The organism is Herminiimonas fonticola, from assembly GCF_040395855.1.
GTDB lineage: Bacteria > Pseudomonadota > Gammaproteobacteria > Burkholderiales > Burkholderiaceae_D > Oxalicibacterium > Oxalicibacterium fonticola_A.
On sequence record NZ_JBEBPO010000039.1, the window covers coordinates 1 to 20,818 of the forward strand.

20 protein-coding genes and 1 pseudogene are annotated in these 20,818 nt (G+C 55.6%); 14 read left to right on the plus strand and 7 right to left on the minus strand.

Annotated features, from left to right (window positions below):
• The 5 genes from ABWP27_RS06950 to ABWP27_RS06970 all read left to right on the plus strand — a co-directional run.
• A partial coding sequence (locus tag ABWP27_RS06950; protein WP_353155124.1) for an alanine--tRNA ligase-related protein occupies window positions 1-1,386 on the plus strand: 1,386 nt, incomplete at its 5' end.
• A 173-nt stretch (window positions 1,387-1,559) separates the two neighbouring features.
• Window positions 1,560-1,787 (plus strand): sulfurtransferase TusA family protein, encoded by a 228-nt coding sequence (locus tag ABWP27_RS06955; RefSeq protein ID WP_353155126.1) that lies wholly within the window; start codon window positions 1,560-1,562, stop codon window positions 1,785-1,787.
• A gap of 273 nt (window positions 1,788-2,060) precedes the next feature.
• On the plus strand, window positions 2,061-2,810 hold the full coding sequence (locus ABWP27_RS06960) for an electron transfer flavoprotein subunit beta/FixA family protein (RefSeq protein WP_353155128.1): 750 nt from the start codon (window positions 2,061-2,063) through the stop codon (window positions 2,808-2,810).
• A 63-nt stretch (window positions 2,811-2,873) separates the two neighbouring features.
• Window positions 2,874-3,803: an electron transfer flavoprotein subunit alpha/FixB family protein gene (locus tag ABWP27_RS06965; protein WP_353155129.1), complete on the plus strand. Its 930-nt coding sequence runs from the start codon at window positions 2,874-2,876 to the stop codon at window positions 3,801-3,803.
• Window positions 3,804-3,951: 148 nt separating this feature from the next.
• A complete protein-coding gene (locus tag ABWP27_RS06970) occupies window positions 3,952-5,742 on the plus strand; it encodes an acyl-CoA dehydrogenase (RefSeq protein ID WP_353155131.1) in 1,791 nt (596 codons plus the stop codon).
• A gap of 16 nt (window positions 5,743-5,758) precedes the next feature.
• Here ABWP27_RS06970 and ABWP27_RS06975 read toward each other — a convergent pair whose 3' ends face one another.
• Both ABWP27_RS06975 and ABWP27_RS06980 read right to left on the minus strand, forming a co-directional pair.
• Window positions 5,759-6,130: a hypothetical protein gene (locus ABWP27_RS06975; protein ID WP_353155133.1), complete on the minus strand. Its 372-nt coding sequence runs from the start codon at window positions 6,128-6,130 to the stop codon at window positions 5,759-5,761.
• Window positions 6,127-7,422, minus strand: coding sequence for an ammonium transporter (locus ABWP27_RS06980; protein ID WP_353155134.1), 1,296 nt, complete (start codon window positions 7,420-7,422; stop codon window positions 6,127-6,129). Before ABWP27_RS06980 ends, ABWP27_RS06975 begins: the two co-directional genes overlap by 4 nt.
• Here ABWP27_RS06980 and ABWP27_RS06985 point away from each other — a divergent pair.
• Entirely contained in the window at window positions 7,415-7,609 is a 195-nt protein-coding gene (locus tag ABWP27_RS06985; protein WP_353155136.1) for a hypothetical protein, read from the plus strand. The genes ABWP27_RS06980 and ABWP27_RS06985 overlap by 8 nt on opposite strands.
• Window positions 7,610-7,827: 218 nt before the next feature.
• On the opposite strand, the gene ABWP27_RS06990 is transcribed toward ABWP27_RS06985, so the two are convergent.
• Entirely contained in the window at window positions 7,828-8,247 is a 420-nt protein-coding gene (locus tag ABWP27_RS06990; RefSeq protein WP_353155137.1) for an NINE protein, read from the minus strand.
• A gap of 270 nt (window positions 8,248-8,517) precedes the next feature.
• On the opposite strand from ABWP27_RS06990, the gene rpsP reads away from it, so the two are divergent.
• The 7 genes from rpsP (at window position 8,518) to ABWP27_RS07025 (ending at window position 15,615) form a co-directional block, all read left to right on the plus strand.
• The gene (rpsP, locus tag ABWP27_RS06995) at window positions 8,518-8,769 is read left to right on the plus strand and encodes a 30S ribosomal protein S16 (protein ID WP_353155139.1); all 252 of its coding nucleotides are present in this window, start codon (window positions 8,518-8,520) and stop codon (window positions 8,767-8,769) included.
• Between the two features lie 27 nt (window positions 8,770-8,796).
• Window positions 8,797-9,336, plus strand: coding sequence for a ribosome maturation factor RimM (gene rimM / locus ABWP27_RS07000; RefSeq protein WP_353155141.1), 540 nt, complete (start codon window positions 8,797-8,799; stop codon window positions 9,334-9,336).
• Window positions 9,337-9,362: 26 nt separating this feature from the next.
• Entirely contained in the window at window positions 9,363-10,109 is a 747-nt protein-coding gene (gene trmD, locus ABWP27_RS07005; protein WP_353155143.1) for a tRNA (guanosine(37)-N1)-methyltransferase TrmD, read from the plus strand.
• Between the two features lie 112 nt (window positions 10,110-10,221).
• The gene (gene rplS, locus ABWP27_RS07010; protein ID WP_353155144.1) at window positions 10,222-10,605 is read left to right on the plus strand and encodes a 50S ribosomal protein L19; all 384 of its coding nucleotides are present in this window, start codon (window positions 10,222-10,224) and stop codon (window positions 10,603-10,605) included.
• A gap of 195 nt (window positions 10,606-10,800) precedes the next feature.
• A complete protein-coding gene (locus ABWP27_RS07015) occupies window positions 10,801-11,466 on the plus strand; it encodes a CoA pyrophosphatase (RefSeq protein ID WP_353155146.1) in 666 nt (221 codons plus the stop codon).
• Window positions 11,467-11,569: 103 nt separating this feature from the next.
• Window positions 11,570-12,526, plus strand: coding sequence for a CobD/CbiB family protein (locus ABWP27_RS07020; protein ID WP_353155147.1), 957 nt, complete (start codon window positions 11,570-11,572; stop codon window positions 12,524-12,526).
• A 215-nt stretch (window positions 12,527-12,741) separates the two neighbouring features.
• The gene (locus tag ABWP27_RS07025; RefSeq protein ID WP_353155148.1) at window positions 12,742-15,615 is read left to right on the plus strand and encodes a bifunctional diguanylate cyclase/phosphodiesterase; all 2,874 of its coding nucleotides are present in this window, start codon (window positions 12,742-12,744) and stop codon (window positions 15,613-15,615) included.
• 40 nt (window positions 15,616-15,655) lie between these two features.
• On the opposite strand, the gene ABWP27_RS07030 is transcribed toward ABWP27_RS07025, so the two are convergent.
• Window positions 15,656-17,041, minus strand: coding sequence for a glycosyltransferase family 2 protein (locus ABWP27_RS07030; RefSeq protein ID WP_353155149.1), 1,386 nt, complete (start codon window positions 17,039-17,041; stop codon window positions 15,656-15,658).
• A complete protein-coding gene (locus ABWP27_RS07035; RefSeq protein ID WP_353155151.1) occupies window positions 17,038-18,090 on the minus strand; it encodes a HEAT repeat domain-containing protein in 1,053 nt (350 codons plus the stop codon). Before ABWP27_RS07035 ends, ABWP27_RS07030 begins: the two co-directional genes overlap by 4 nt.
• A 473-nt stretch (window positions 18,091-18,563) precedes the next feature.
• Between ABWP27_RS07035 and dacB the strand changes: the two genes are divergently transcribed.
• The gene (dacB, locus tag ABWP27_RS07040) at window positions 18,564-19,988 is read left to right on the plus strand and encodes a D-alanyl-D-alanine carboxypeptidase/D-alanyl-D-alanine endopeptidase (protein ID WP_353155152.1); all 1,425 of its coding nucleotides are present in this window, start codon (window positions 18,564-18,566) and stop codon (window positions 19,986-19,988) included.
• 48 nt (window positions 19,989-20,036) lie between these two features.
• Here the strand turns inward: dacB and ABWP27_RS07045 are convergent, their stop codons facing one another.
• Window positions 20,037-20,549 (minus strand): TPM domain-containing protein, encoded by a 513-nt coding sequence (locus tag ABWP27_RS07045; protein ID WP_353155154.1) that lies wholly within the window; start codon window positions 20,547-20,549, stop codon window positions 20,037-20,039.
• Window positions 20,549-20,818: pseudogene (locus ABWP27_RS07050) on the minus strand (TPM domain-containing protein); the annotation flags it as partial. The pseudogene ABWP27_RS07050 and the gene ABWP27_RS07045, both read right to left, overlap by 1 nt.

The following is a 20,818-nucleotide window of genomic DNA, read 5'->3' on the forward strand; positions in this document are numbered from 1 at the left end:
CGTGAAAATGGCGTCAGCGTCGATGAAGCAGGTTTTGCCGCCGCGATGGAAAAACAGAAGGCAGCAGGTCGCGCAGCCGGCAAGTTCAAGATGGAACGCGCGGTGGAATACACCGGCGCGGGTAACGTTTTTACCGGCTACGAAAATCTGCAAGAAGACGCGAGCGTAGTCGGACTGTATTTTGAGGGCACTGCCGTCAACGAATTGAAAGAAGGCCAGGCCGGCATCGTCGTACTCGACACCACGCCGTTCTATGCGGAAAGCGGCGGCCAGGTTGGCGATCAGGGTTTTGTCTCGGCCGAAGGCGTGCAGTTCGGCGTCGAAGATACGCAAAAAATCAAGGCCGATGTATTCGGTCATCACGGTGTACAGACGCAAGGTACATTGAAGGTTGGCGACAAGGTGAAAGCTGCGGTCGATGGCGCACGCCGTGCCGCCACCATGCGCAATCACTCGGTCACGCACATCATGCATAAAGCCTTGCGCGAAGTGCTGGGCGAGCATGTGCAGCAAAAAGGTTCGCTGGTCGATGCAGAAAAAACGCGTTTCGACTTTGCCCACAATGCGCCTGTCACGCACGAGCAGATTCTGGAAATAGAAAAACGCGTGAATGCAGAAATCCTCGCCAACTCGGATACGCAAGCGCGCGTGATGGATATTGAATCGGCACAGAAAACCGGCGCGATGATGCTGTTCGGTGAAAAGTACGGCGAAACCGTGCGTGTGCTCGATATCGGCTCCAGCCGTGAATTGTGCGGCGGTACTCACGTGTCACGCACTGGCGATATCGGCTTGTTCAAGATTGTCGGCGAAAGCGGCGTTGCTGCCGGCGTACGTCGTATCGAAGCGATTACCGGCGCGAACGCATTGAGTTATTTCCAGGATCTGGAAGCGACCGTGCACAGCGCGGCGGCCACGCTGAAGTCGCCGCCGGCAGAATTGCAGCCGCGTCTGGCGCAAGTGCTGGATCAGGTAAAAACGCTGGAACGCGAAATCAATGCGCTCAAAGGCAAGCTCGCATCGTCGCAGGGCGATGAGCTGCTGTCGCAGGCAGTCGAGATCAAGGGCATCAAGGTGTTGGCGGCAAAACTGGAAAATGCCGACGCCGGCACTTTGCGCACGACGATGGACACGCTGAAAGACAAGCTGAAAACGGCCGCCATTGTGCTGGCCGCTGTCAACGACGGCAAGGTCAGCCTGATCGCCGGTGTGACAGCCGACGCCACCGGCAAGGTCAAGGCGGGTGAACTGGTCAACTTCGTTGCGCAACAGGTCGGCGGCAAGGGCGGCGGTCGTGCCGATATGGCGCAAGCCGGCGGCACCGATGCCAGTGGCTTGACGACGGCCTTGCAGGGCGTTGCTGCGTGGGTGGGCGAGCGCGTCTAGACTTGGCTTGTTATCGGCAACGGCAGGGAATGATCAACATTCCCTGCCGTTTGTTTTTCTTGATGCCAGTAAATGTGAGCCAGGCATGCTTGTCCGGCCGTACGGCATCATTGGTCTGTGTTTGAGAGTAGAATCTCAGCGTTGCACAATAGTATTGATGTGAGAGCGAATCCATGGAATTTACCAAAGACCTCGATGCACGGGGTTTGAATTGTCCGTTACCGATATTGAAGACGAAGAAGGCGCTGGCGGAAATGACCACCGGCGAAGTCTTGCGCGTACAGGCAACCGATCCCGGTTCGGTGCGCGATTTCCAGGCCTTTGCAAAACAGACCGGTAATCAGCTGCTGGAGCAAAGTGAAGAAAACGAGATATTCACCTTCTTCATGAGACGGAAGTAAGGCGCGGATCGGGCACTCGTGCTCGCCGCATTGTTTGAATAGACGCATTCCCCGGCGCAGAAATGCATTGCCCCCGCACTTGTTGCGCTTTTTTTCACCTCTTTGCAATGCCGCTTTTCTGTAAAAACAGCGCGGATATTCGCTGTTTTCGCGCGCAGGATCACGGCTTGCCGTCGGGCTTGCATCGCAACGGTGCGGAAAACGGCCCTCACTTCCGTTTATAATCGTTCCCAATTTGAATTTATTTCATTCTGATTTTTCAAGGGCAGAGCTATGAAAGTGTTGGTTCCAGTCAAACGTGTGGTCGATTACAACGTCAAGGTTCGCGTCAAATCGGATCAGTCCGGCGTCGATATCGCCAACGTCAAAATGTCGATGAACCCATTCGATGAAATCGCGGTGGAAGAAGCGACGCGCCTGAAAGAAGCGGGCAAGGCGACTGAGGTCATCGCCGTCTCCTGCGGCATTCTGCAGTCGCAGGAAACCTTGCGTACCGCGATGGCCATCGGTGCTGATCGCGGCATTCTGGTGGAAACCGATGTCGAGTTGCAGCCATTGGCCGTTGCCAAACTGCTCAAGGCCATCGCCGACAAGGAACAGCCGCAACTGATCATTCTGGGCAAACAGGCTATCGATGATGATGCCAATCAGACTGGGCAGATGCTGGCAGCCTTGCTGGACTGGCCGCAAGCGACCTATGCATCGAAAGTGGAAGTCGATGGCGACAAGGTCAAGGTCACGCGTGAAGTCGATGGCGGACTGGAAATCGTCTCGCTGACCCTGCCGGCGATTGTCACTACCGATCTGCGTCTGAATGAACCGCGTTATGTGACGCTGCCGAACATCATGAAGGCGAAAAAGAAAACACTGGATAACGTCAAGCCGGCTGATCTGGGCGTTGATGTGACGCCGCGTTTGAAAACACTGAAAGTCAGTGAGCCGCCCAAGCGTTCTGCCGGCATCATCGTGCCGGACGTTGCGACGCTGGTTGCCAAACTCAAGACCGAAGCCAAAGTTATTTAATCATCTGCTGCGGCCGCGCATGAAGATGTCGCCGCATGGTTGGAACAATTACAGGAAATCATCATGACCGCACTTGTCATTGCCGAACACGATAATGCCTCTTTAAAGGGTAGCACCCTGCACACGATCACCGCCGCGATTCAATGCGGTGGCGATGTGCACGTTTTGATCGCCGGCCATCAAGCCGATGCAGCAGCGCAAGCCGCCGCAAAAATTGCAGGTGTAGCCAAAGTACTGGTTGCTGATGGCGCGCAATTCGCCGATGGTCTTGCAGAAAACGTGGCAGCACAGGCATTGGCGCTGGCGGCCAACTATTCGCACATCCTTGCACCGGCCACGGCTTACGGTAAAAACATTTTGCCGCGCGTGGCTGCCAAGCTCGACGTTGCGCAGATTTCAGAAATTACCAAGGTTGTTTCCGCCGATACATTTGAGCGTCCGTTCTATGCCGGCAATGCGATTGCGACCGTGCAATCGTCGGATGCGATCAAGGTCATCACCGTGCGTACGACGACTTTCGATTCCGCAGCAGAAGGCGGTTCGGCAACAGTTGAAAATGTCACAGCGGTTGCTGATTCCGGCAAGTCGTCTTTCGTCTCGCGTGAACTCGCTACGTCGGCACGCCCTGAATTGACGGCTGCGAAAGTCGTCGTTTCCGGTGGTCGCGGCATGGGTTCGGAAGAAAGCTTCAAGATCCTCGAACCGCTGGCAGACAAACTTGGTGCAGCGATGGGCGCTTCGCGCGCAGCAGTCGATGCGGGTTATGTACCCAACGACTGGCAAGTCGGCCAGACCGGCAAGATCGTTGCACCTGATCTGTACATTGCAGTCGGCATCTCCGGTGCGATCCAGCATCTGGCCGGCATGAAGGATTCCAAGGTCATCGTTGCGATCAACAAGGATGCTGAAGCGCCGATTTTCTCGGTGGCCGATTACGGTATCGTCGGTGATCTGTTCGAGATCGTGCCGCAACTGGTCAAGGAACTCGGTTAAGCAGAGAAAACTATCGTCGCCAGATGCGGCGAGGTGCGAAGTGGCAACACAGGTGGGCAGTACGTAAAGGCGGTTGTGGTGTGGGCGGGATTTTCTGGCACACTGCAATTTACCTGAACGTCCTGCCCATTTTCTTTAGGAGTTTCGCATGAGCTACGTCGCCCCGTTGAAAGACATGCTGTTCGTGATGAACGAACTGGCCGATCTGGCTGCCGTCAACGCCTTGCCCGGCTGCGAAGATGCAACGCCGGAAACGGTGGAAGCGGTGCTGGAAGAAAATGCAAGGTTCTGCAGCGAAATCATTGCGCCGCTGAATCAAACCGGTGACCGGCAACCGAGTGCGTGGAAAGATGGCGTCGTCACCACTACGCCGGGTTTCAGGGAAGCGTTCAAGGCATATGGTGCTGCGGGCTGGCAGGGTGTGCAGCATCCGGTTGATTTTGGCGGGCAGGGTTTGCCGAAGCTGGTGGCGACGCCATGTATGGAAATGTTGAACGCGGCCAATCTGTCATTCGCACTTTGCCCCCTGCTTACCGATGGCGCGATTGAAGCGTTGATGACGGCTGGCTCGGACGAACAAAAAGAAAAATTCCTCCCCAATTTTATTTCCGGCAAATGGACCGGCACGATGAACCTGACCGAGCCGCAAGCGGGCTCCGATCTGGCGATGGTGCGTTCGCGTGCGATTCCGCAAGGTGACGGTACTTATAAAATTTCCGGCACCAAGATTTTCATTACCTACGGCGAACACGATATGGCGGAGAACATCATCCACCTCGTGCTGGCGCGCACGCCGGATGCGCCGGAAGGGGTGAAAGGCATCTCGCTGTTTGTAGTGCCGAAATTTCTGGTCAATGCAGATGGCTCGCTAGGCGCGCGCAACGATGCATATTGCGTATCGATAGAACACAAGCTCGGTATCAAGGCCAGCCCGACTGCCGTGCTGCAGTTCGGCGATCACGGCGGTGCCATCGGCACTTTGGTTGGCGAAGAAAATCGCGGGCTGGAAACCATGTTCATCATGATGAACGCTGCACGCTTTGCGGTTGGCATACAGGGCATCGCAGTGGCCGAGCGCGCGTATCAGAAAGCCGTGTCGTATGCGAAGGATCGCGTGCAGTCGAAGGACCTGGCAGGTTCGGCAACGGCGGTGTCCATCATTCATCAGCCGGACGTACGCCGCATGCTGATGAGCATGCGGGCGCAGATCGAGGCGGCGCGGGCACTGGCGTATGTCGGTGCAACGGCTTTCGATATTGCCCACCATCATGCCGATGCAAAAATACGCAGCGCCAACCAGGCGTTTTACGAGTTTTTGGTGCCGGTTATCAAGGGTTGGTCTACCGAGATGTCTATCGATGTCGCGTCCACCGGTTTGCAGATACATGGCGGCATGGGCTTCATCGAGGAAACCGGCGCTGCGCAGTATTACCGCGATGCACGCATCCTGACAATTTATGAAGGAACGACTGCAATCCAGGCCAACGATCTGGTTGGCCGCAAGACGGTGCGCGATGGAGGTGCTGTTGCACGCAGCATCATTGCCCGCGTGCGCGAAACGGAAGCGGAATTGGCGGCTGCAGCGTCAACGGATTTGCAGGCGATAGGCAAACATCTGTCCGCCGCGTCCATCGCGCTGGAAGACGTCGTGACTTATGTTGTGGCGAATATCCAGGCCGATATCAAGGGCGTGTTTGCCGGCAGCGTGCCCTATCTGAAACTGGCCGGCATCGTGCTCGGCGGCTGGCAGATGGCGCGTGCTGCATTGATCGCGCAACAGAAGCTGGATGCGCAAGAGGGCGATGCGAAGTTTTATCAGGCGAAGATCGCGACGGCGCGCTTCTTTGCTGATTACTATTTGTCGCAGGCCGGTGCTTATCGCAGTGCGATTGTGGCCGGCAGCAGCGGGGTGCTGGCGCTGGACGAAGATCAATTCTGATCCATACGCGAATTGATTAACGCAAACGTCCGATATAGCCGCGATCAACCGGATCGCCGATTTCGGTTTGCGTTGACGAAGCGGGTGCCGATGCTGCAGGAGCGGGTTCGGTCAGACGAGCCATTAAAGACGGCTTCGGTTCTGCCACAACGAACAAGCCTTGCGGGCCAAAGAATATTTCCTGCAGCTTGACACTCAAGTCCTGCAAATCCTCAATCGGCGACAGGGACGCCATTTTCAAAAGGTAACGGCAATAGCCGGGATCGATACGCATGTATTCGATATCGGTTACGCGACCGGTTTGGCGGCGTAGCGTGACGTGCAGCCGGCCCATCAGGGCAAAGGCCTGGTTTTCCAAAGCTGCACGTGTGTGATGTTCATCGTTCATAGTACGTGCTCACCATGTTGCTCAAGATCGAGGCCTTCGCGCTCGGCTTCTTCGCTGACGCGCAAGCCCACCAGTGCATTGACGATGCCGAGAATGATCGCCGTCATGACCGCCGAGAAGACGACCGTCACGATCACGCCGAAGGCTTGATTGCCGAAGCTGCTTTCCACGCCGCCTATGCTCTTGACGGCAAAAATACCTGTCAACAGTGCACCGACGATACCGCCGATGGCATGTACGCCAAACACATCCAGCGAATCGTCGTAACCCAGTGTTGATTTGAGCGAGGTCGCTCCCCAGTAGCAGGCGATACCGGCTACTGCGCCTATGACCAGCGCGCCGGTGACGCCGACAAAACCGGAGGCTGGCGTAATTGCCACCAGGCCGGAAACCGCGCCGGATACCAGTCCGAGTACCGAGGGTTTGCCGCGCCGCGCCCATTCGATGAACATCCACGCCAATGCGCCGACTGCAGTGGCGATTTGCGTCACCAGCATCGCCATGCCGGCACGACCATCGGCAGCCACGGCGGAGCCTGCATTGAAGCCGAACCAGCCTACCCACAGCATCGAGGCGCCGATCACGGTCAACACCAGGTTGTGCGGCGGCATAGGCTCCTTGCCGAAGCCGAGGCGCGGCCCGATGATGACAGCGGCCACCAGGCCGGACACGCCGGCATTGATATGTACGACCGTGCCGCCGGCAAAATCCAGTACGCCGCGCATCGCCAGCCAGCCGCCCGGCTCCCATACCCAGTGGGCGACCGGCGCGTAGACGAAGATGGACCACAGCGAGATGAACATCAGCAGCGCGGAAAATTTCATGCGTTCGGCGAAGGCGCCGGTAATCAGTGCCGGCGTAATGATGGCGAAGGTCATCTGGAACATGACAAACACGCTTTCCGGAACTGTAGGCGCGATTTCACTGACGGTGAGCTTGCCGGCCTCCTTCAGGAATTCCATGCCGTTCAGCAGTACGCGATCCAGCCCGCCGATATACGGTGAGCCGGGCGTGAATGCCAGGCTGTAACCGATGACGATCCAGATAATGGTCACCAGACAGGTGACGGCAAAGCTGTGTGCCATTGTGGTCAGCACGTTTTTCTTGCGCACCATGCCGCTGTAAAACAGCGCCAGCCCGGGTATGGTCATGAACAGCACCAGTGCGGTCGAGGCCAGCAGCCAGGCGGTATCGCCGGAATTGATGGTCGATGCATCGACCAGCGTCGGCTGGGTCATGGGCGTCGGGGCGACCGTTTCCGCTTCAACCGGGGCAGCAGGCTCGATGATCATCGGTGTGCTTGACGGAATAATTGCTTCGGGAGTGCCTGCCTCACTATTTGTGATTGGCGGCGCGGTGTCTGGAGGAGCGGGCTGTGCAAGCGCACCATTCAAAAACAAACTGAAAGCCAGCATTGTGAATGCCATCGATGCAGATGAACGCATGCTCATTGAATTTCCCCCGATTGACTTGAATTGAACTGGCGGCAATGCCAGATGCAATTTCCATAAAAGCACTATGCGTGCCATGCGGAAACTAAAGTGAAGCAGGGGAGGGGAAGCCTGGAACCAGTGATGGTGCGTGACTTGTGGCACTAACTTATCGCACTGGAGCTGCACATGCCGGCATGGCTTTGCACTGTCGTGGGGAATGCCACGCTTGCCTGCAAGGCCGACGGCGCATTGGTGCGCCGGGCTTTAGCCGAATGCGCCGCCGGTCAGATACAGGTCAAAGGCGCGTGCAATAGCGGCGATCAGCGCGGTAGAGCCTAGCGCAAAGGTGAGGATGACCAGCAGAATGACGGCCCAGCCGGAGTTCGATGTGCGGCCGGTAGCGGTATTGTGCTGCCCGTCCCATTTTTCATCCGGGGTCAGACCTATAACCAAGGCAGCGATCAGGCCGGCAAAAAACGAGATCAGGAAGAGTGCTAAAAATATAATGAAAAGGGTTTGTGGCAATTGCGCCATAACAGCGACAAAAAGCGCGGCAAAAATCAGTGCGGATACCCAGGCCCAATAATCTTTCTTGCCATAAAGATAAAATCGATGCGCCCCCAGGCTGCCAAACAAGGTGGCGAGCAGGGTGCTGAAGGTTTTGTTCTTGTGGCTGGGGGTCATATTGATTGAGGCTGTGATCTGGTAGAAGCGGCTTTGCAGCGGCGTATTTTGCTGAAAAGATGGATAATTCGCGATGCATATCCGGTATCGCGTTGCGCATTGTAAGGGTAGAAGCCGTACGCGTTGCCCCGGCGCGCGCCTTTTATCCCCGGCAGAGCGCACGATTTGCCACGCCAGTGCCGTAAAGGCGGTGAATGAGGTTGCAGGTGTGGTCCTACTTGGGCTATAATTTGCGGCTTTTTCCGTGTTCAGACACTTTTTGGAAATATTATGGTCGTCATTCGTTTAGCTCGTGGTGGTGCAAAAAAGCGCCCTTTCTTTAACATTGTTGCTACAGATTCGCGCAATCGCCGCGATGGTCGCTTCATCGAACGCATCGGTTTTTACAATCCGGTAGCTTCAGGCGCAGAAGAAAGCGTCCGTATCGCGCAAGACCGTCTGGCCTACTGGCAAGGCGTAGGTGCGCAATTGTCGCCTACCGTTGCACGTCTGGTTAGCCAAGCCGGCAAAGCAGCAGCTTAAGTTTTGTCCAATCAAGCGGCATCGGGAATGAAAGTTCCTGAGGATTTGGTGCTGGTTGGTTACATCTCCGGTGCATATGGATTGAATGGTTGGGTGCGGGTCAGACCCTACTCAGCCGATGCGGATGCGTTGTTGAATGCCAAGACATGGTGGCTGGATAAGCCTGAATTCCGTGACGTGGCGATGATGCAATCCAAGATTCATTCCGGCGATGTAGTCGCGCAGTTGATGGGTGTGGCAGGGCGAGATGCTGCGGAGGCGCTGAAAGGTGCAACCGTACAGATTCCGCGCAGTCATTTCCCGGCGCTGTCCGACAACGAATTTTACTGGGTCGATCTGATCGGCCTGGAAGTCGAAAATTTGCAGGGCGTGCATCTTGGTCAGGTCAGCGACATGATGGACAACGGCGCGCATCCAATTTTGCGTGTTGCGGTTCCTCAGACGACTGATGCTGGCGCTGATGCCAAGGCTGCGCAAGAGTTGCTGATCCCGTTTGTCGAGCAGTTCGTCATTACGGTTGATCGGGCGGCGAAAAAAATTACGGTGGACTGGGGACTCGACTATTAGTCAGTCCGTTTTGAGGAGTGGGCGAGATGCAATTTGATGTCGTCACGCTATTTCCTGAAATGTTCACCGCGATTACGCAGTCGGGTATTACGCGACGTGCATTCGAGCAAAAGAAATGTGAATTGGCTTTGTGGAATCCGCGTGATTTCACCAGCGACAAACATCGCACCGTCGATGACCGGCCTTATGGTGGCGGTCCCGGCATGGTGATGATGGTCAAGCCGCTGGAAGCAGCGGTGCTGGAAGCAAAGAAACGGCAAATAGCCGCCGAGTTGCCTGCACCACGTGTGATCTATCTTTCGCCGCAAGGCAAGGCATTGACCCACGAACGTGTGATGCAGCTGGCAGCGGAACCCGGCCTGGTTCTATTGTGCGGTCGATATGAAGCAGTCGATCAGCGCTTTCTGGATACCTGCGTCGATGAAGAAATCAGCCTTGGCGATTTCGTGTTGTCAGGCGGTGAATTGCCGGCGATGGCATTGATGGATGCAGTGATCCGGCAGTTGCCTGGTGTCTTGCATGATGATGCATCTGCAGTAGAAGACAGTTTTGTAAATGGCTTGCTCGATTGTCCGCACTACACGCGACCTGAAGTATATGAAGGTGCAGCAGTGCCGGCAGTGTTGATGGGCGGCCATCATGTCGAGATCGAGAAGTGGCGACGCGAGCGGGCGCTGGAAGCAACCGCGAAGAAACGTCCCGACATGATCGTCAAGGCACGTGCGGCAGGTTTGCTGACCCGTGCCGATGAAAAGTTTTTAAGCAGTTTGTAAGTGCAGTTGTTGTATCGAGCAGGGGTTTTACCCTGTAATGTGTAACCCCATCCTCTACCGGGCATATTGAGCAGTACCTGGCGCCGGCAAGATGGTTATTGGAGTAATAAAAATGGATCTGATCCAAACATTAGAGCAAGAAGAAATTGCTCGTCTCGGCAAGAACATTCCTGACTTCGCTCCTGGCGATACAGTGATCGTTAACGTCAACGTGGTTGAAGGTACGCGCAAGCGCGCCCAGGCTTACGAAGGCGTTGTTATTTCGCGTCGTAACCGCGGCTTGAACTCGAACTTCATCGTTCGTAAAATCTCGTCGGGTGAAGGCGTAGAACGTACATTCCAACTGTACTCGCCACTGATCGCTTCGATCGAAGTCAAACGTCGTGGTGACGTGCGTCGCGCAAAACTGTATTACCTGCGTGAGCGTTCGGGCAAATCGGCACGTATCAAAGAAAAACTGCCACAACGTCGCGTTGCTGCCAAAGCAGCAGAGTAATCGCCTGTACCGGATTCGTCCGGGCAGTGCATGCGGCATTAAAAAAGACACCTTCGGGTGTCTTTTTTATTTTGGCAGTAAATATTCGATTGTTAAATCTGGCGTAAAAATTGTGACAGGTTTACTATCGGAGCAAGTGTACGATCAGGCAAGCAGGTTGGCAGGTTTCATTATTCTTATGCGCAGGAAGACTACTTGAGCACATTGCATTTCGATCCGGAATTACTCCCCGTTGATTCGCTCGGAGGAGAGGACGCGATCAAGCTGGAACAATTGAAGGCGGAGGCATTGCGTGCGCGCTTCTTGAACCCGCCTGCATGGTCGCCGGAGATCACGGTGGAACGTCTGGTGCGGCCGCTAACCCGACCGTTGATGGATGCTGCCGTTCTGCTGCCTATCGTGATGCGCGATGCGGGGCCTACGCTGTTGCTGACACAACGCGCTGCGCATTTGCATGATCATGCCGGACAGATCAGTTTTCCCGGCGGGCGTGTCGAAGCTGGCGACGGTTCGCCGATAGAAACTGCATTGCGTGAAACGGAAGAAGAAGTGGGTCTCGCACGTCGCCACATTGACGTGATAGGAGCGCTGCCCGATTACCACACCGGCACCGGTTTTCGCGTGACGCCAGTGGTCGGCATCGTACAGCCGCCATTCGATGTGCATCCCGATGCGTTTGAAGTCGCGGAGATTTTTGAGGTTCCGTTAGCCTTTCTGATGAACGGTGCTCATCATCAGCGTCGCACTGCCCAATTTGAAACCGGCAGCCGCACCTTTTACGTGATGCCTTACGAGCGCTATTTCATTTGGGGTGCAACAGCAGGTATGCTGCGTAATCTATTCCATTTTTTGCGTGCCTAGGCGAGACGGTTAAGCCGGCGCGGCCTTCCTTAACCTGTTGTTTATTTGATTCCGGCGAAGTGCTGCGTTATCGTATAGTCTGACTGACTCATAAGGCGTTTTAATGACATTTTTCTCCATCCTCTTTGCGCTACTGATAGAACAATTAAAGCCCTTGCGTGCGGATAATCCGGTCTATGCCGGCGCCCGGGCGCTTGCGGAAAAACTGGAGGGATCGTTCAACGCCGGCCAGGTGCAGCACGGACGTATTGCCTGGTTCCTGATGATTGCGGCATTCATCATCCCGGTTGCCTTGCTTTACTGGATCAGCCTCAAGATCGGCCCGCTGGCGGCTCTGATCGTGAATATCGCAGTGGTGTATGTAACGCTGGGGTTTCGTCATTACAGTCATTTTTTTACCTCGATTCAACTGGCTCTGAATAACGGTGATGAAACCACTGCACGTTCCTTGCTCGCTGAATGGACCCGGCGCGATACTGCCGATATGGATGTGAGTGAAGTTGCACGCATTGCGGTGGAAAAGGCTTTGGTCACTACGCATAGAAATGTGTTCGGCGTCTTTTTCTGGATACTGACACCGCTGGGTCCGGTCGGCGCCATCATGTACCGTGTGGCCGAATATCTGGCGCGTGCATGGAGCGAACCAAAAACAGCTGAACGTGAAGAGTTCGGCCGCTTTGCGGTGCAGGCGTTTTACTGGATAGACTGGATTCCGGTGCGTTTGACGGCTGCCGCATTTGCGGTGGTCGGCAATTTCGAGGATGCGATTTATGCGTGGCGTAATTTTGCCGGGCGCTGGCAGGATGAGGCGGTGGGCATCATCCTTTCCGCCGGCGGCGGTGCGATGGGCATACGCCTTGGCGCTTCGGTGGAAAATGCAGCCGATGTGATTCCGGTCGATGCGGGCACAGTGGATTCAATTACTCTGGAAACCGAAACGCCGGTCGGCGAAGAGGCATCGGTTCGCGCCCTGCAAAGCACAGTCGGGCTGGTGTGGCGTGCCCTGCTGTTGTGGATGCTGCTGGTACTGCTGTTATCGATCGCAAAATGGCTGGGTTAAACGGAAGTAAAAAACGCGTTTGAATGGCGCGTTTTTTGCATCCGCTCATGTCTGGTGAGCGAAAAGTTTAGGCATGACGTCTTACCTTGACGGCGTAAATAAGTTACTCTGTGGAAAGTAAATAGAGACGTATTTGCGCCAATCCGATATTGAATCTGTAATCATCGTAATTACCCTCTCGACTTTGAAACAATTCCGCATGGGGAATTCCATTGATGCGTAGCCGCCCAGCTTTTTCCCTGTCATCGGCAACCATGCTGACCTTGTTGCTGGGGGTGCTGATCAGCGCGTTGCTCTTTACTGCGCTGCGTCGTCTCGAGCACGACAAGGTTGATATCGATTTCCAGCAACAGGCGAAGGTGCGTGTTGCTGCCGTGCAGAATGGGCTCGACAGTTCGCTCAGTGTATTGCGTGACGTCAATCGCCTGTTCGTCGCATTCGATACGGTAAGTCGCGAACAATTCCGTGTTTTTTCCATGCCGCAGCTAGCGCGCCACCCTTACATCCAGGCACTTAATTTCCATCGCATTGTTTCTGCCGGGGAGCGGCCGCAGTATGAAGCGGCCATGCGTGCGCAGTATCCGAATTTCACGATCATGGATATATCGCATGGGAAGCCGGTACCGGCGCCTGTCGGCGAGCGAGATCATTATCGTGTGGTGGAGTATATCGAGCCTATGCAGGGCAACGCAGCGGCTTTCGGGGTGGATGCCGATTCCTATCTATTCCAGACTGCGGCCATGCAGCGTGCGGTGGATACCGGCGAGCCTTCGGCTACCGGTCTGCTACCCCTGACGCAGGAACGTGAAGGGCAAAAGGGCATCATCGTGCTGATGCCGGTTTATCGTAAAGGTGCCCCTCTGACCGATGTTGCCGCACGACGGCAGGCAGTCATCGGCGATACGGCGGCGGTCTTTCGCAGTGGCGACCTGATTGCCAAATCGCTGGCGGCAGAAGGATTTTTGCTGGTATCGAAGGTCGATCTCGACATGAATATCAGCGTATATGCGAGCGAGAAGGCTGATCAGGACAGCCTTGTTTTTTATAAAGGCAGCAGTGTCGAGCAAGCTGTTCAACCACGTTCCGTTGTGCCCAACTGGCTGTTTTACAATCAGCCCGAACCTTATCACCACGCATTCAATGTTGCGGGACAGACCTGGCATATGGTGGTATCGACGCCGCCAGCCCGATTCACGTTGGGGAGCAGCAACGCACTGTGGGCTCTCCTGGCCGGGCTGCTTTTCACTGCAGTGGCAACGATTTATCTGCAGGCCGTCTTGGACAGATCACGGCGCATTCAACTGCTGGTCAATGAACGGACTGCGCAATTACGCATCGCCAATGAAGATCTGAGTGCCGATATTGCAGCACGCAAGCGGGCTGAATACGCGCTGCAACTGCGTGAACGTGCGATCGAGGCCAGCGCAAATTCCATCATTATTGTCAGTGCAGTGGCGCCGCATTATGCGATTGAGTATGTCAATCCTGCATTCGAGCGTATCACCGGCTATTCGGCAGAAGAGGCAATCGGCGTCGACCTGTGTTTCTTGTGGGGCAAGGATGTCGAGCAGCCTGGCATTGAAGAAATTCGCGCTACTGCCAGCGCAGAAAGAGAAGGCCATGCCGTTCTGCGCACCTACCGCAAGGATGGCACCCTGTTCTGGAGCGATCTGTATATCGCGCCGGTCAAGGAAGATACCGGCGAGGTCAGTCATTTCATTGTGGTGCAATACGACATCACCGCCACCAAGCGTTATGAATCGGAACTGGAATTTCAAACCAATCGCGATGCGCTTACCGGCCTGGCGAATCGCAGCCTGATGCGCGATCGTCTGGGGCAGGCGGTGTCCTATGCGCATCGCTACGGGCATCCGATCTGGATTTTGTTTGTCGATCTGGATCGCTTCAAATTCGTCAACGATACTTTGGGTCATCAGGCCGGCGATATCCTGCTGAAAGCCGTATCGGCGCGTTTGCAGGCGGCGGTGCGCGATACGGATACGGTCGCGCGGATGGGGGGCGATGAGTTCGTGCTGATTTTGCCTGAACGTACCGACGCCGGACTATCGACCGGCATCGTGCAAAGGATCATGGAATCGATTGCGCAGCCGCTGACGATAGAGGGCCACGAATTTTTCATCAGTGGCAGCATCGGTGTAGCCGTTTATCCGGCAGATGGCGAAACACCGGAAGAATTGATCAAGCATGCGGATATTGCGATGTATCGCGCCAAGGAAACCGGACGTAACAATTTCCAGTTTTATACGCCGGCGATGAATGAGCGCGCGCTGGAACGTTTGCATATCGAGGGTGATTTGCGCAATGCGCTGGAGCGCGAGGAATTCACGCTGCATTATCAGCCGCAAGTGGATTTGCGCAGCGGCCAGATTGTCGGCGTTGAAGCATTGATACGCTGGCAGCATCCTGAGCTGGGCATGGTGCCGCCGATACGTTTCATTGGCCTGGCAGAAGAAACCGGCCTGATCGTGCCGATTGGCGCGTGGGTTATACGCGCTGCCTGCCTGCAGAACAAGGCATGGCAGGAGAGCGGACTCGGACATTTGCGCATGTCGGTCAATTTGTCTGCGCGCCAGTTCGCCCAGCAGGATCTGGTGGATTCGATTGCGGCCAGTTTGCGTGAAGCGGAGCTGGCGCCGGAATATCTGGAAATCGAGTTGACGGAAAGTCTGGTGATGGCGGACGTCGATCGCGCGATCGGCGTTCTGCGCGAGCTGAAAGCGCTGGGTGTGCAACTGTCGATTGATGATTTCGGCACCGGCTATTCGAGCCTGTCCTACCTGAAGCGTTTCCCTATCGATGTATTGAAAATCGATCGCTCGTTTGTCAACGACATCACGATCGATCCTGACGATGCGGCGATTGTCGCCTCCATCATTTCGCTGGCGCATAGCCTGCGGCTTGACGTGATTGCGGAAGGGGTGGAAACCGAGGCGCAGCTTACCTACCTGCGCGAACACAATTGCGATCAAATCCAGGGATATTTCTTCAGCCGTCCGGTTACTGCAGAAGCATTCAGCGTCATGCTGAAAGAAGGCAAGCATTTGCAGATTGAAACGACTGTCCTCTGACGATCCGGGTATCTCGCGCACAGGCCATCCGGTTTTGCGCTTATTCGATTCTGTTTCTGCCGTTCCTGCTTCCCATCAGCCAGCAAGCCACGCCGAGTGAGCGCCATGCTGCGTTCAATTGGCGATAACCCAGATTACCGATAATCGCGATACCTGCCAGTTTTGCGATGTCGCCTGCCTTGGGATAGAGATGAAAGGACATTTCTTCCAGCAGCAGGCCGGATGCCGACAGCAGGATTCCCAGTCCGATCGCCACGGAAAAGAATGCCAGACAGGCTTGCCCTGGAATCAGGCCGCAGGCGTAGGCAAGCAGGATGAATACATAACCGAATAATTCAATGACCGGACCCAGCCATTCAAACAGGATGAAAAATGGAAAGGCGACGCACCCCGGTACACCGCCATTGCGGGAAAACAGCAAACCCATGTTTTGACTCAGACTGTCCAGCAAGCCTTGCTGCCAATGCATGCGCTGGTTTTTCAAGGCCGTCAGGTCTTGCGGCACCCGATGCCAGCACACCGGATCGGCGACGAAGGTAATTTGATAGGCTTGCCGCTTCTCGCGCATCAGGCGGTGCATGCGCACGATCAGTTCCATGTTTTCGATGGTCGTGTCGGTGCGATAGCCGCCAGCTTCCAGCACCACTTCCTTGCGGAACAGGCCGACACCCGCAGCCGGTACGATCAGCATGCCATTCAGGGTCGACCAACCCAATGGTGCAAACAGCGAAGTGCGCAGATATTCAATGATTTGAAACAAGGGTAGCCAGTGCTGCGGCAGGGCTATCTTGTCGAGCAGGCCGTTTTTCAGTTCGCAGCCATTGGCGACCCGTACCGCACCTGCGCTTGCGATTACCTTGTTGTCGTTCAGGAAGGGTGCAACGATACGGCGCAGGCTGTCGCGGTGCAGGATCGTGCTGTCATCGACGCTGCAAAACAATGGATAGCGCGAAGCATTGATGCCGGCGTTCAATGCATCTGCCTGGCCGCCGTACTCCTTGTCGACGACACGTAAATTCGGATAGCGCGTCGAATGATAAATGCGTCGTACCGGCTGCGTCGCCAGCTGGATGCGATAAGCCTCCGGGAATGCATGCAGGTCGAAGGCGGCGATCAGGGTATCCAGGCTGGCATCGTGCGAGCCGTCATTGACAACGACAATTTCAAAGGTCGAATAATCGAGTTGCAGCAAGGCGTGCACTGAAGCTGCAATGGTCGTCGCATGATTGCGCGTGCTCAGCAACAGGCTGATAGGCGGTTCAAGGCCGGAATAGATTTGCGGCAGATCCGCCAGTACTTTTCCCTGCTCGATGCGATGCATGTTGAAGATCGACAGGGCATTCAGCAAAAAATAACTGATTTTTGAAACGATAAAGTAGGCGATCACGCACCAGGTCGCTGCGGCCATGAATGATTGCAGGCTCATGTCGGACGTCTTTCCGCCAGTACCTGACCGAGCATGTCGCGGGCAAAACGGTCAGACAGATTGTCGCGCAGCAGCTCCACTTCTGCGATGCTGAAGAAGGGCATGCCCACCAGGGATTGTGCCGCACGGTAACGGACCCACCATTCCGCGTCGGCGAGCAGGGGAATCAGCCGGTTGACGTCGGCATGTTCGCCTATGCGTCCCAACACCTTTGCCGCCTGTACCCTGACGCGCCAGTCCGGATGACTCAAATAAGCGCGAATATGCACCAGCAAACCGGCATCGTTGGCGATGCGCAGTGCGGCAATGATGGTTTCGGTATCGTTGGCCTTATCCAGCAGACGCAGCACCGTTGTTTGCGGTACTGCCAGATGGAGTGCTTCGATCAGGTGCAGGGTGCGCACCAGATGCACGGATTTTATTTCCGCAGTTGCTTCCAGCAAGGGAAGCAGAAATGCACCATGGGCGGATTGCAGGATGGCCGCAACATGGGCGATCGGCCAGTCATCGCGTGCCAGCAGCAGCGGCATCAATTGCTGGGCAGTGGTTTCTGCATCGATCTGCACCAGTGCCTGGAATGCATTGATGGAAGTGACGCTGTCGGCGGAAAGCGTTTGCGTCACCAGCAATTCCCACGACGGGTGATCGCGCATATGGCCGAGAGCCAGTGTCGCCAACAGGCATTCGACGCGACCGCCGTACCTGAGCATGCGACGGGAAAAATAATCGCCACCGACGGAATAGGCAATGCTGATCAGATTATCGGCAGCGACGCCAGTCGCGCTGCGCATCAAATTGTTCCAGAGTTTTAGAAAATGTACGCGCTCGTGCACTGCCAGCGTTGGCAAAACGGCAGAAACGGAGGAGTGCAGCGAACTCAGCAGCAGCGGGCGCCAGACAGCCAGAAAAGCACGCTCTTCCTGTTGCCGTCGATTGAGCGAGATGCGTAAATAAACCATCATCAATGCCAGCAGCAGCGTCAGGCCGATCGCGCTGATGCCTATCCAGGCAATGGTCGAAAAGAGGGAGTCTGGCGGCTGAGTAGGCACTTAGTGGAACGCCGTTGAATGGCGCATTTTTGGAGAGGAATACGGAGCAGGATGTCCGTTGCAGAGCTCAATACGCTGCCGCATGGCCGCGCTCATCCAGTTCGTCCGGGAGATGTTGTTTGCCAAGGCATCAGCACAGCGGGGAAATGGATGAATGGTCAGCAACATAATATGGTCGTCTAGGCGCGATTGGACATCATGCATTGGAGCATCTTATTGTAATGCCGATTGCCGGCAGGATATAAATATCGGCGGATTCTATCGGCTTGCCGGAGCGGGGAACAGGTATTCGACTCTTTTGCACAACATAGGATCTGGGATGCGCCTCGAAAATTTGCAGTTAACAGGTCTAAGTAACAGATCTAGGTAACAGGCCCAAGGTTTGGTTGTTCGGCACAAGTAATTTTTGCGCATGGCTATGGGTAATTTTACCCCTCATGTAATAATCGGCAGACCTCATCCTCTTCACTGCCATGCGAATCGTCCAACAGTTCTTTTTTGCCATCTTCCTGTTTTTTCCTATCGCTTCCTGCTTTTCTTGCGCCCAAGCGGCAGGATTGCCTTCGCCCGTCGCGGATGCATTGAAGCGCAGCGGGATTCCGCTCAATGCGGTGGGCGCCTATGTGCAAGAGGTTTCGGGACCGGTGCCGCGTATTGCAGTCAATAGTACGGTCGGTTTCAATCCGGCTTCCACGATGAAGCTGGTGACCAGTAATGCAGCGCTCGATCTGCTGGGCCCGGCCTTTACATGGAAAACCCAGGTCTATGCGACCGGGACGCAAAGTGGCGATGTATTGAATGGTGATCTGGTGATCAAGGGTAGCGGCGACCCTAAACTGGTGACGGAAAAATTCTGGCAATTGCTGCGCCAGATTCGCGCTGCCGGGATACGCGAAATTCGCGGCAACCTGATTCTGGATCGCAGTGCCTTTGACGACACCTCCTACGATGCCGCGCGTTTCGATGGCGACCCGCTAAAGCCGTATAACGTCGGGCCCGATGCCTTGCTGCTGAATTACAAGGTATTTGCCTTTCATTTTTTGCCTGATCCGGCGCGTCATCTGGTGGATGTCAGCGTCGATCCGCCGCTGGCCGGCTATCCGATCACGCCGCCCGTATTGCTGGATGGCACTTGTGCTGATTGGCAGGCAAAATCGTTGCCTGCGTTGAATCGCAAGGGCGCCAGTTTTGCCGGCACATTTGCGGCGGCATGCGGCGAGAAAACATGGTATCTGCATCCTTACCAGATGACCAGCACGGAATATTTTGGTGCCGTGTTCCGTCAGTTGTGGGCAGATGTCGGCGGCGTATTCAAAGGCGAGGTCAACGATGGCGTATTGCCGCCCGACGCAAGAATGCTGACGGAGTGGCAATCGCCGGCATTGCCGGAAGTGGTGCGCGACATCAACAAGTACAGCAATAACGTCATGGCGCGACAGCTATTGCTGACGCTGGCATCGGATGTCCTCAAGTTGCCGGCAACGCCGGAGCGAGGCGGGCGGGTCGTCAAGACCTGGCTGGCAGCCAAAGGCATCGATACGAGCCAGCTGGTGATTGAAAATGGCTCGGGTTTGTCGCGCATCGAACGTATCTCGGCGGAAGCCATGGGGCGCATGCTGGTCGCGGCCTATCAATCGCCGGTCATGCCGGAATTGATGTCTGCGTTGCCGCTGGTTGGTTACGATGGCACGATGCGCAAGCGCCTGCTGACACAAACGGTTGCCGGACGTGCGCATATCAAAACCGGTTCATTGAATGATGTGCGTGCGGTGGCGGGCTATGTACTGGCGGCTTCGGGTAAACGTTATGCGGTCGTCTGCATAGTCAATCACATCAACGCACCTGGCGCGCAAGCCGCGCATGACGCCTTGCTGCAATGGGTATATGAAAACGGTTGAGTTCGCCTGGATACAAAGCGTTGTCGCAACTGTATGCCTGCAAAAAACTCAGAGCAGGATAGGCTTGTTCGGCAATTGATTCGGTTGCGGACCTTGCGGCGATTCGCCTTCCGGGAAATATTTCTGCAGTAGCGTGTTCAGTTGCTGCAAGCCGTTCAGTACGCTGTCGTGATACTTCCCTTGTGCGAAACCGTCGGTCATGGTTTTGCACACAGCGTGCCAATCGGCTGGCGGCACAAGGTATGCAATACCGCGATCGGCAATGATTTCGACCTGATGGTCGGCCAGGTTGATGTAAATCAGTACGCCGCAGTTTTCTTCGGTATCCCATATATGGTAGTGCGTGAACAACTCGCGGGCGCGCTCGCGCGAGCTCATGCCGCTCAATACTTCTGCCAGATCGAGTGAGGGTTCGACGATGAGGCGAATTTCGGCGCGATGCTGGCTTTCGCCGGCAGCGATCATGGCTTGAATTGCGGAGAGGGTGGCACCTGGAAATGCTTTTTTTCCGTGCGATTTTGTAGTGCCTGCATGCCGCAGTGCGCGTGAAAATTTATTCATTACCAATTTCCCGAGGCGCCGCCGCCGTCAAAACCACCGCCGCCGCCGGAAAATCCGCCGCCTCCACCAAAACCACCACCGTCGCCAAAACCACCGAATCCGCCACCGGATGAATGACGGCCGATTTCATTGCCGATCATGCCGCCCAGAATCACGCCGGCAGAATTGCCCCAGCCATCGCTGCTATGAACGCGCCTGCCGCCGCCACGGCTGCGCAGCATCGTAATGACGATCAGGAAGGCAAAGAAAATAAATGGTGCCCAGCCAAA

Coding starts and splice junctions, on each gene's coding strand:
- ABWP27_RS06955 (WP_353155126.1), top strand. CDS start 1,560: ATGGAATTTACCAAAGACCTCGATGCACGGGGTTTGAATTGTCCGTTA.
- ABWP27_RS06960 (WP_353155128.1), top strand. CDS start 2,061: ATGAAAGTGTTGGTTCCAGTCAAACGTGTGGTCGATTACAACGTCAAG.
- ABWP27_RS06965 (WP_353155129.1), top strand. CDS start 2,874: ATGACCGCACTTGTCATTGCCGAACACGATAATGCCTCTTTAAAGGGT.
- ABWP27_RS06970 (WP_353155131.1), top strand. CDS start 3,952: ATGAGCTACGTCGCCCCGTTGAAAGACATGCTGTTCGTGATGAACGAA.
- ABWP27_RS06975 (WP_353155133.1), bottom strand. CDS start 6,130: ATGAACGATGAACATCACACACGTGCAGCTTTGGAAAACCAGGCCTTT.
- ABWP27_RS06985 (WP_353155136.1), top strand. CDS start 7,415: ATGATCATCGGTGTGCTTGACGGAATAATTGCTTCGGGAGTGCCTGCC.
- ABWP27_RS06980 (WP_353155134.1), bottom strand. CDS start 7,422: ATGATCATCGAGCCTGCTGCCCCGGTTGAAGCGGAAACGGTCGCCCCG.
- ABWP27_RS06990 (WP_353155137.1), bottom strand. CDS start 8,247: ATGACCCCCAGCCACAAGAACAAAACCTTCAGCACCCTGCTCGCCACC.
- rpsP (WP_353155139.1), top strand. CDS start 8,518: ATGGTCGTCATTCGTTTAGCTCGTGGTGGTGCAAAAAAGCGCCCTTTC.
- rimM (WP_353155141.1), top strand. CDS start 8,797: ATGAAAGTTCCTGAGGATTTGGTGCTGGTTGGTTACATCTCCGGTGCA.
- trmD (WP_353155143.1), top strand. CDS start 9,363: ATGCAATTTGATGTCGTCACGCTATTTCCTGAAATGTTCACCGCGATT.
- rplS (WP_353155144.1), top strand. CDS start 10,222: ATGGATCTGATCCAAACATTAGAGCAAGAAGAAATTGCTCGTCTCGGC.
- ABWP27_RS07020 (WP_353155147.1), top strand. CDS start 11,570: ATGACATTTTTCTCCATCCTCTTTGCGCTACTGATAGAACAATTAAAG.
- ABWP27_RS07025 (WP_353155148.1), top strand. CDS start 12,742: ATGCGTAGCCGCCCAGCTTTTTCCCTGTCATCGGCAACCATGCTGACC.
- ABWP27_RS07030 (WP_353155149.1), bottom strand. CDS start 17,041: ATGAGCCTGCAATCATTCATGGCCGCAGCGACCTGGTGCGTGATCGCC.
- dacB (WP_353155152.1), top strand. CDS start 18,564: ATGCGAATCGTCCAACAGTTCTTTTTTGCCATCTTCCTGTTTTTTCCT.
- ABWP27_RS07045 (WP_353155154.1), bottom strand. CDS start 20,549: ATGAATAAATTTTCACGCGCACTGCGGCATGCAGGCACTACAAAATCG.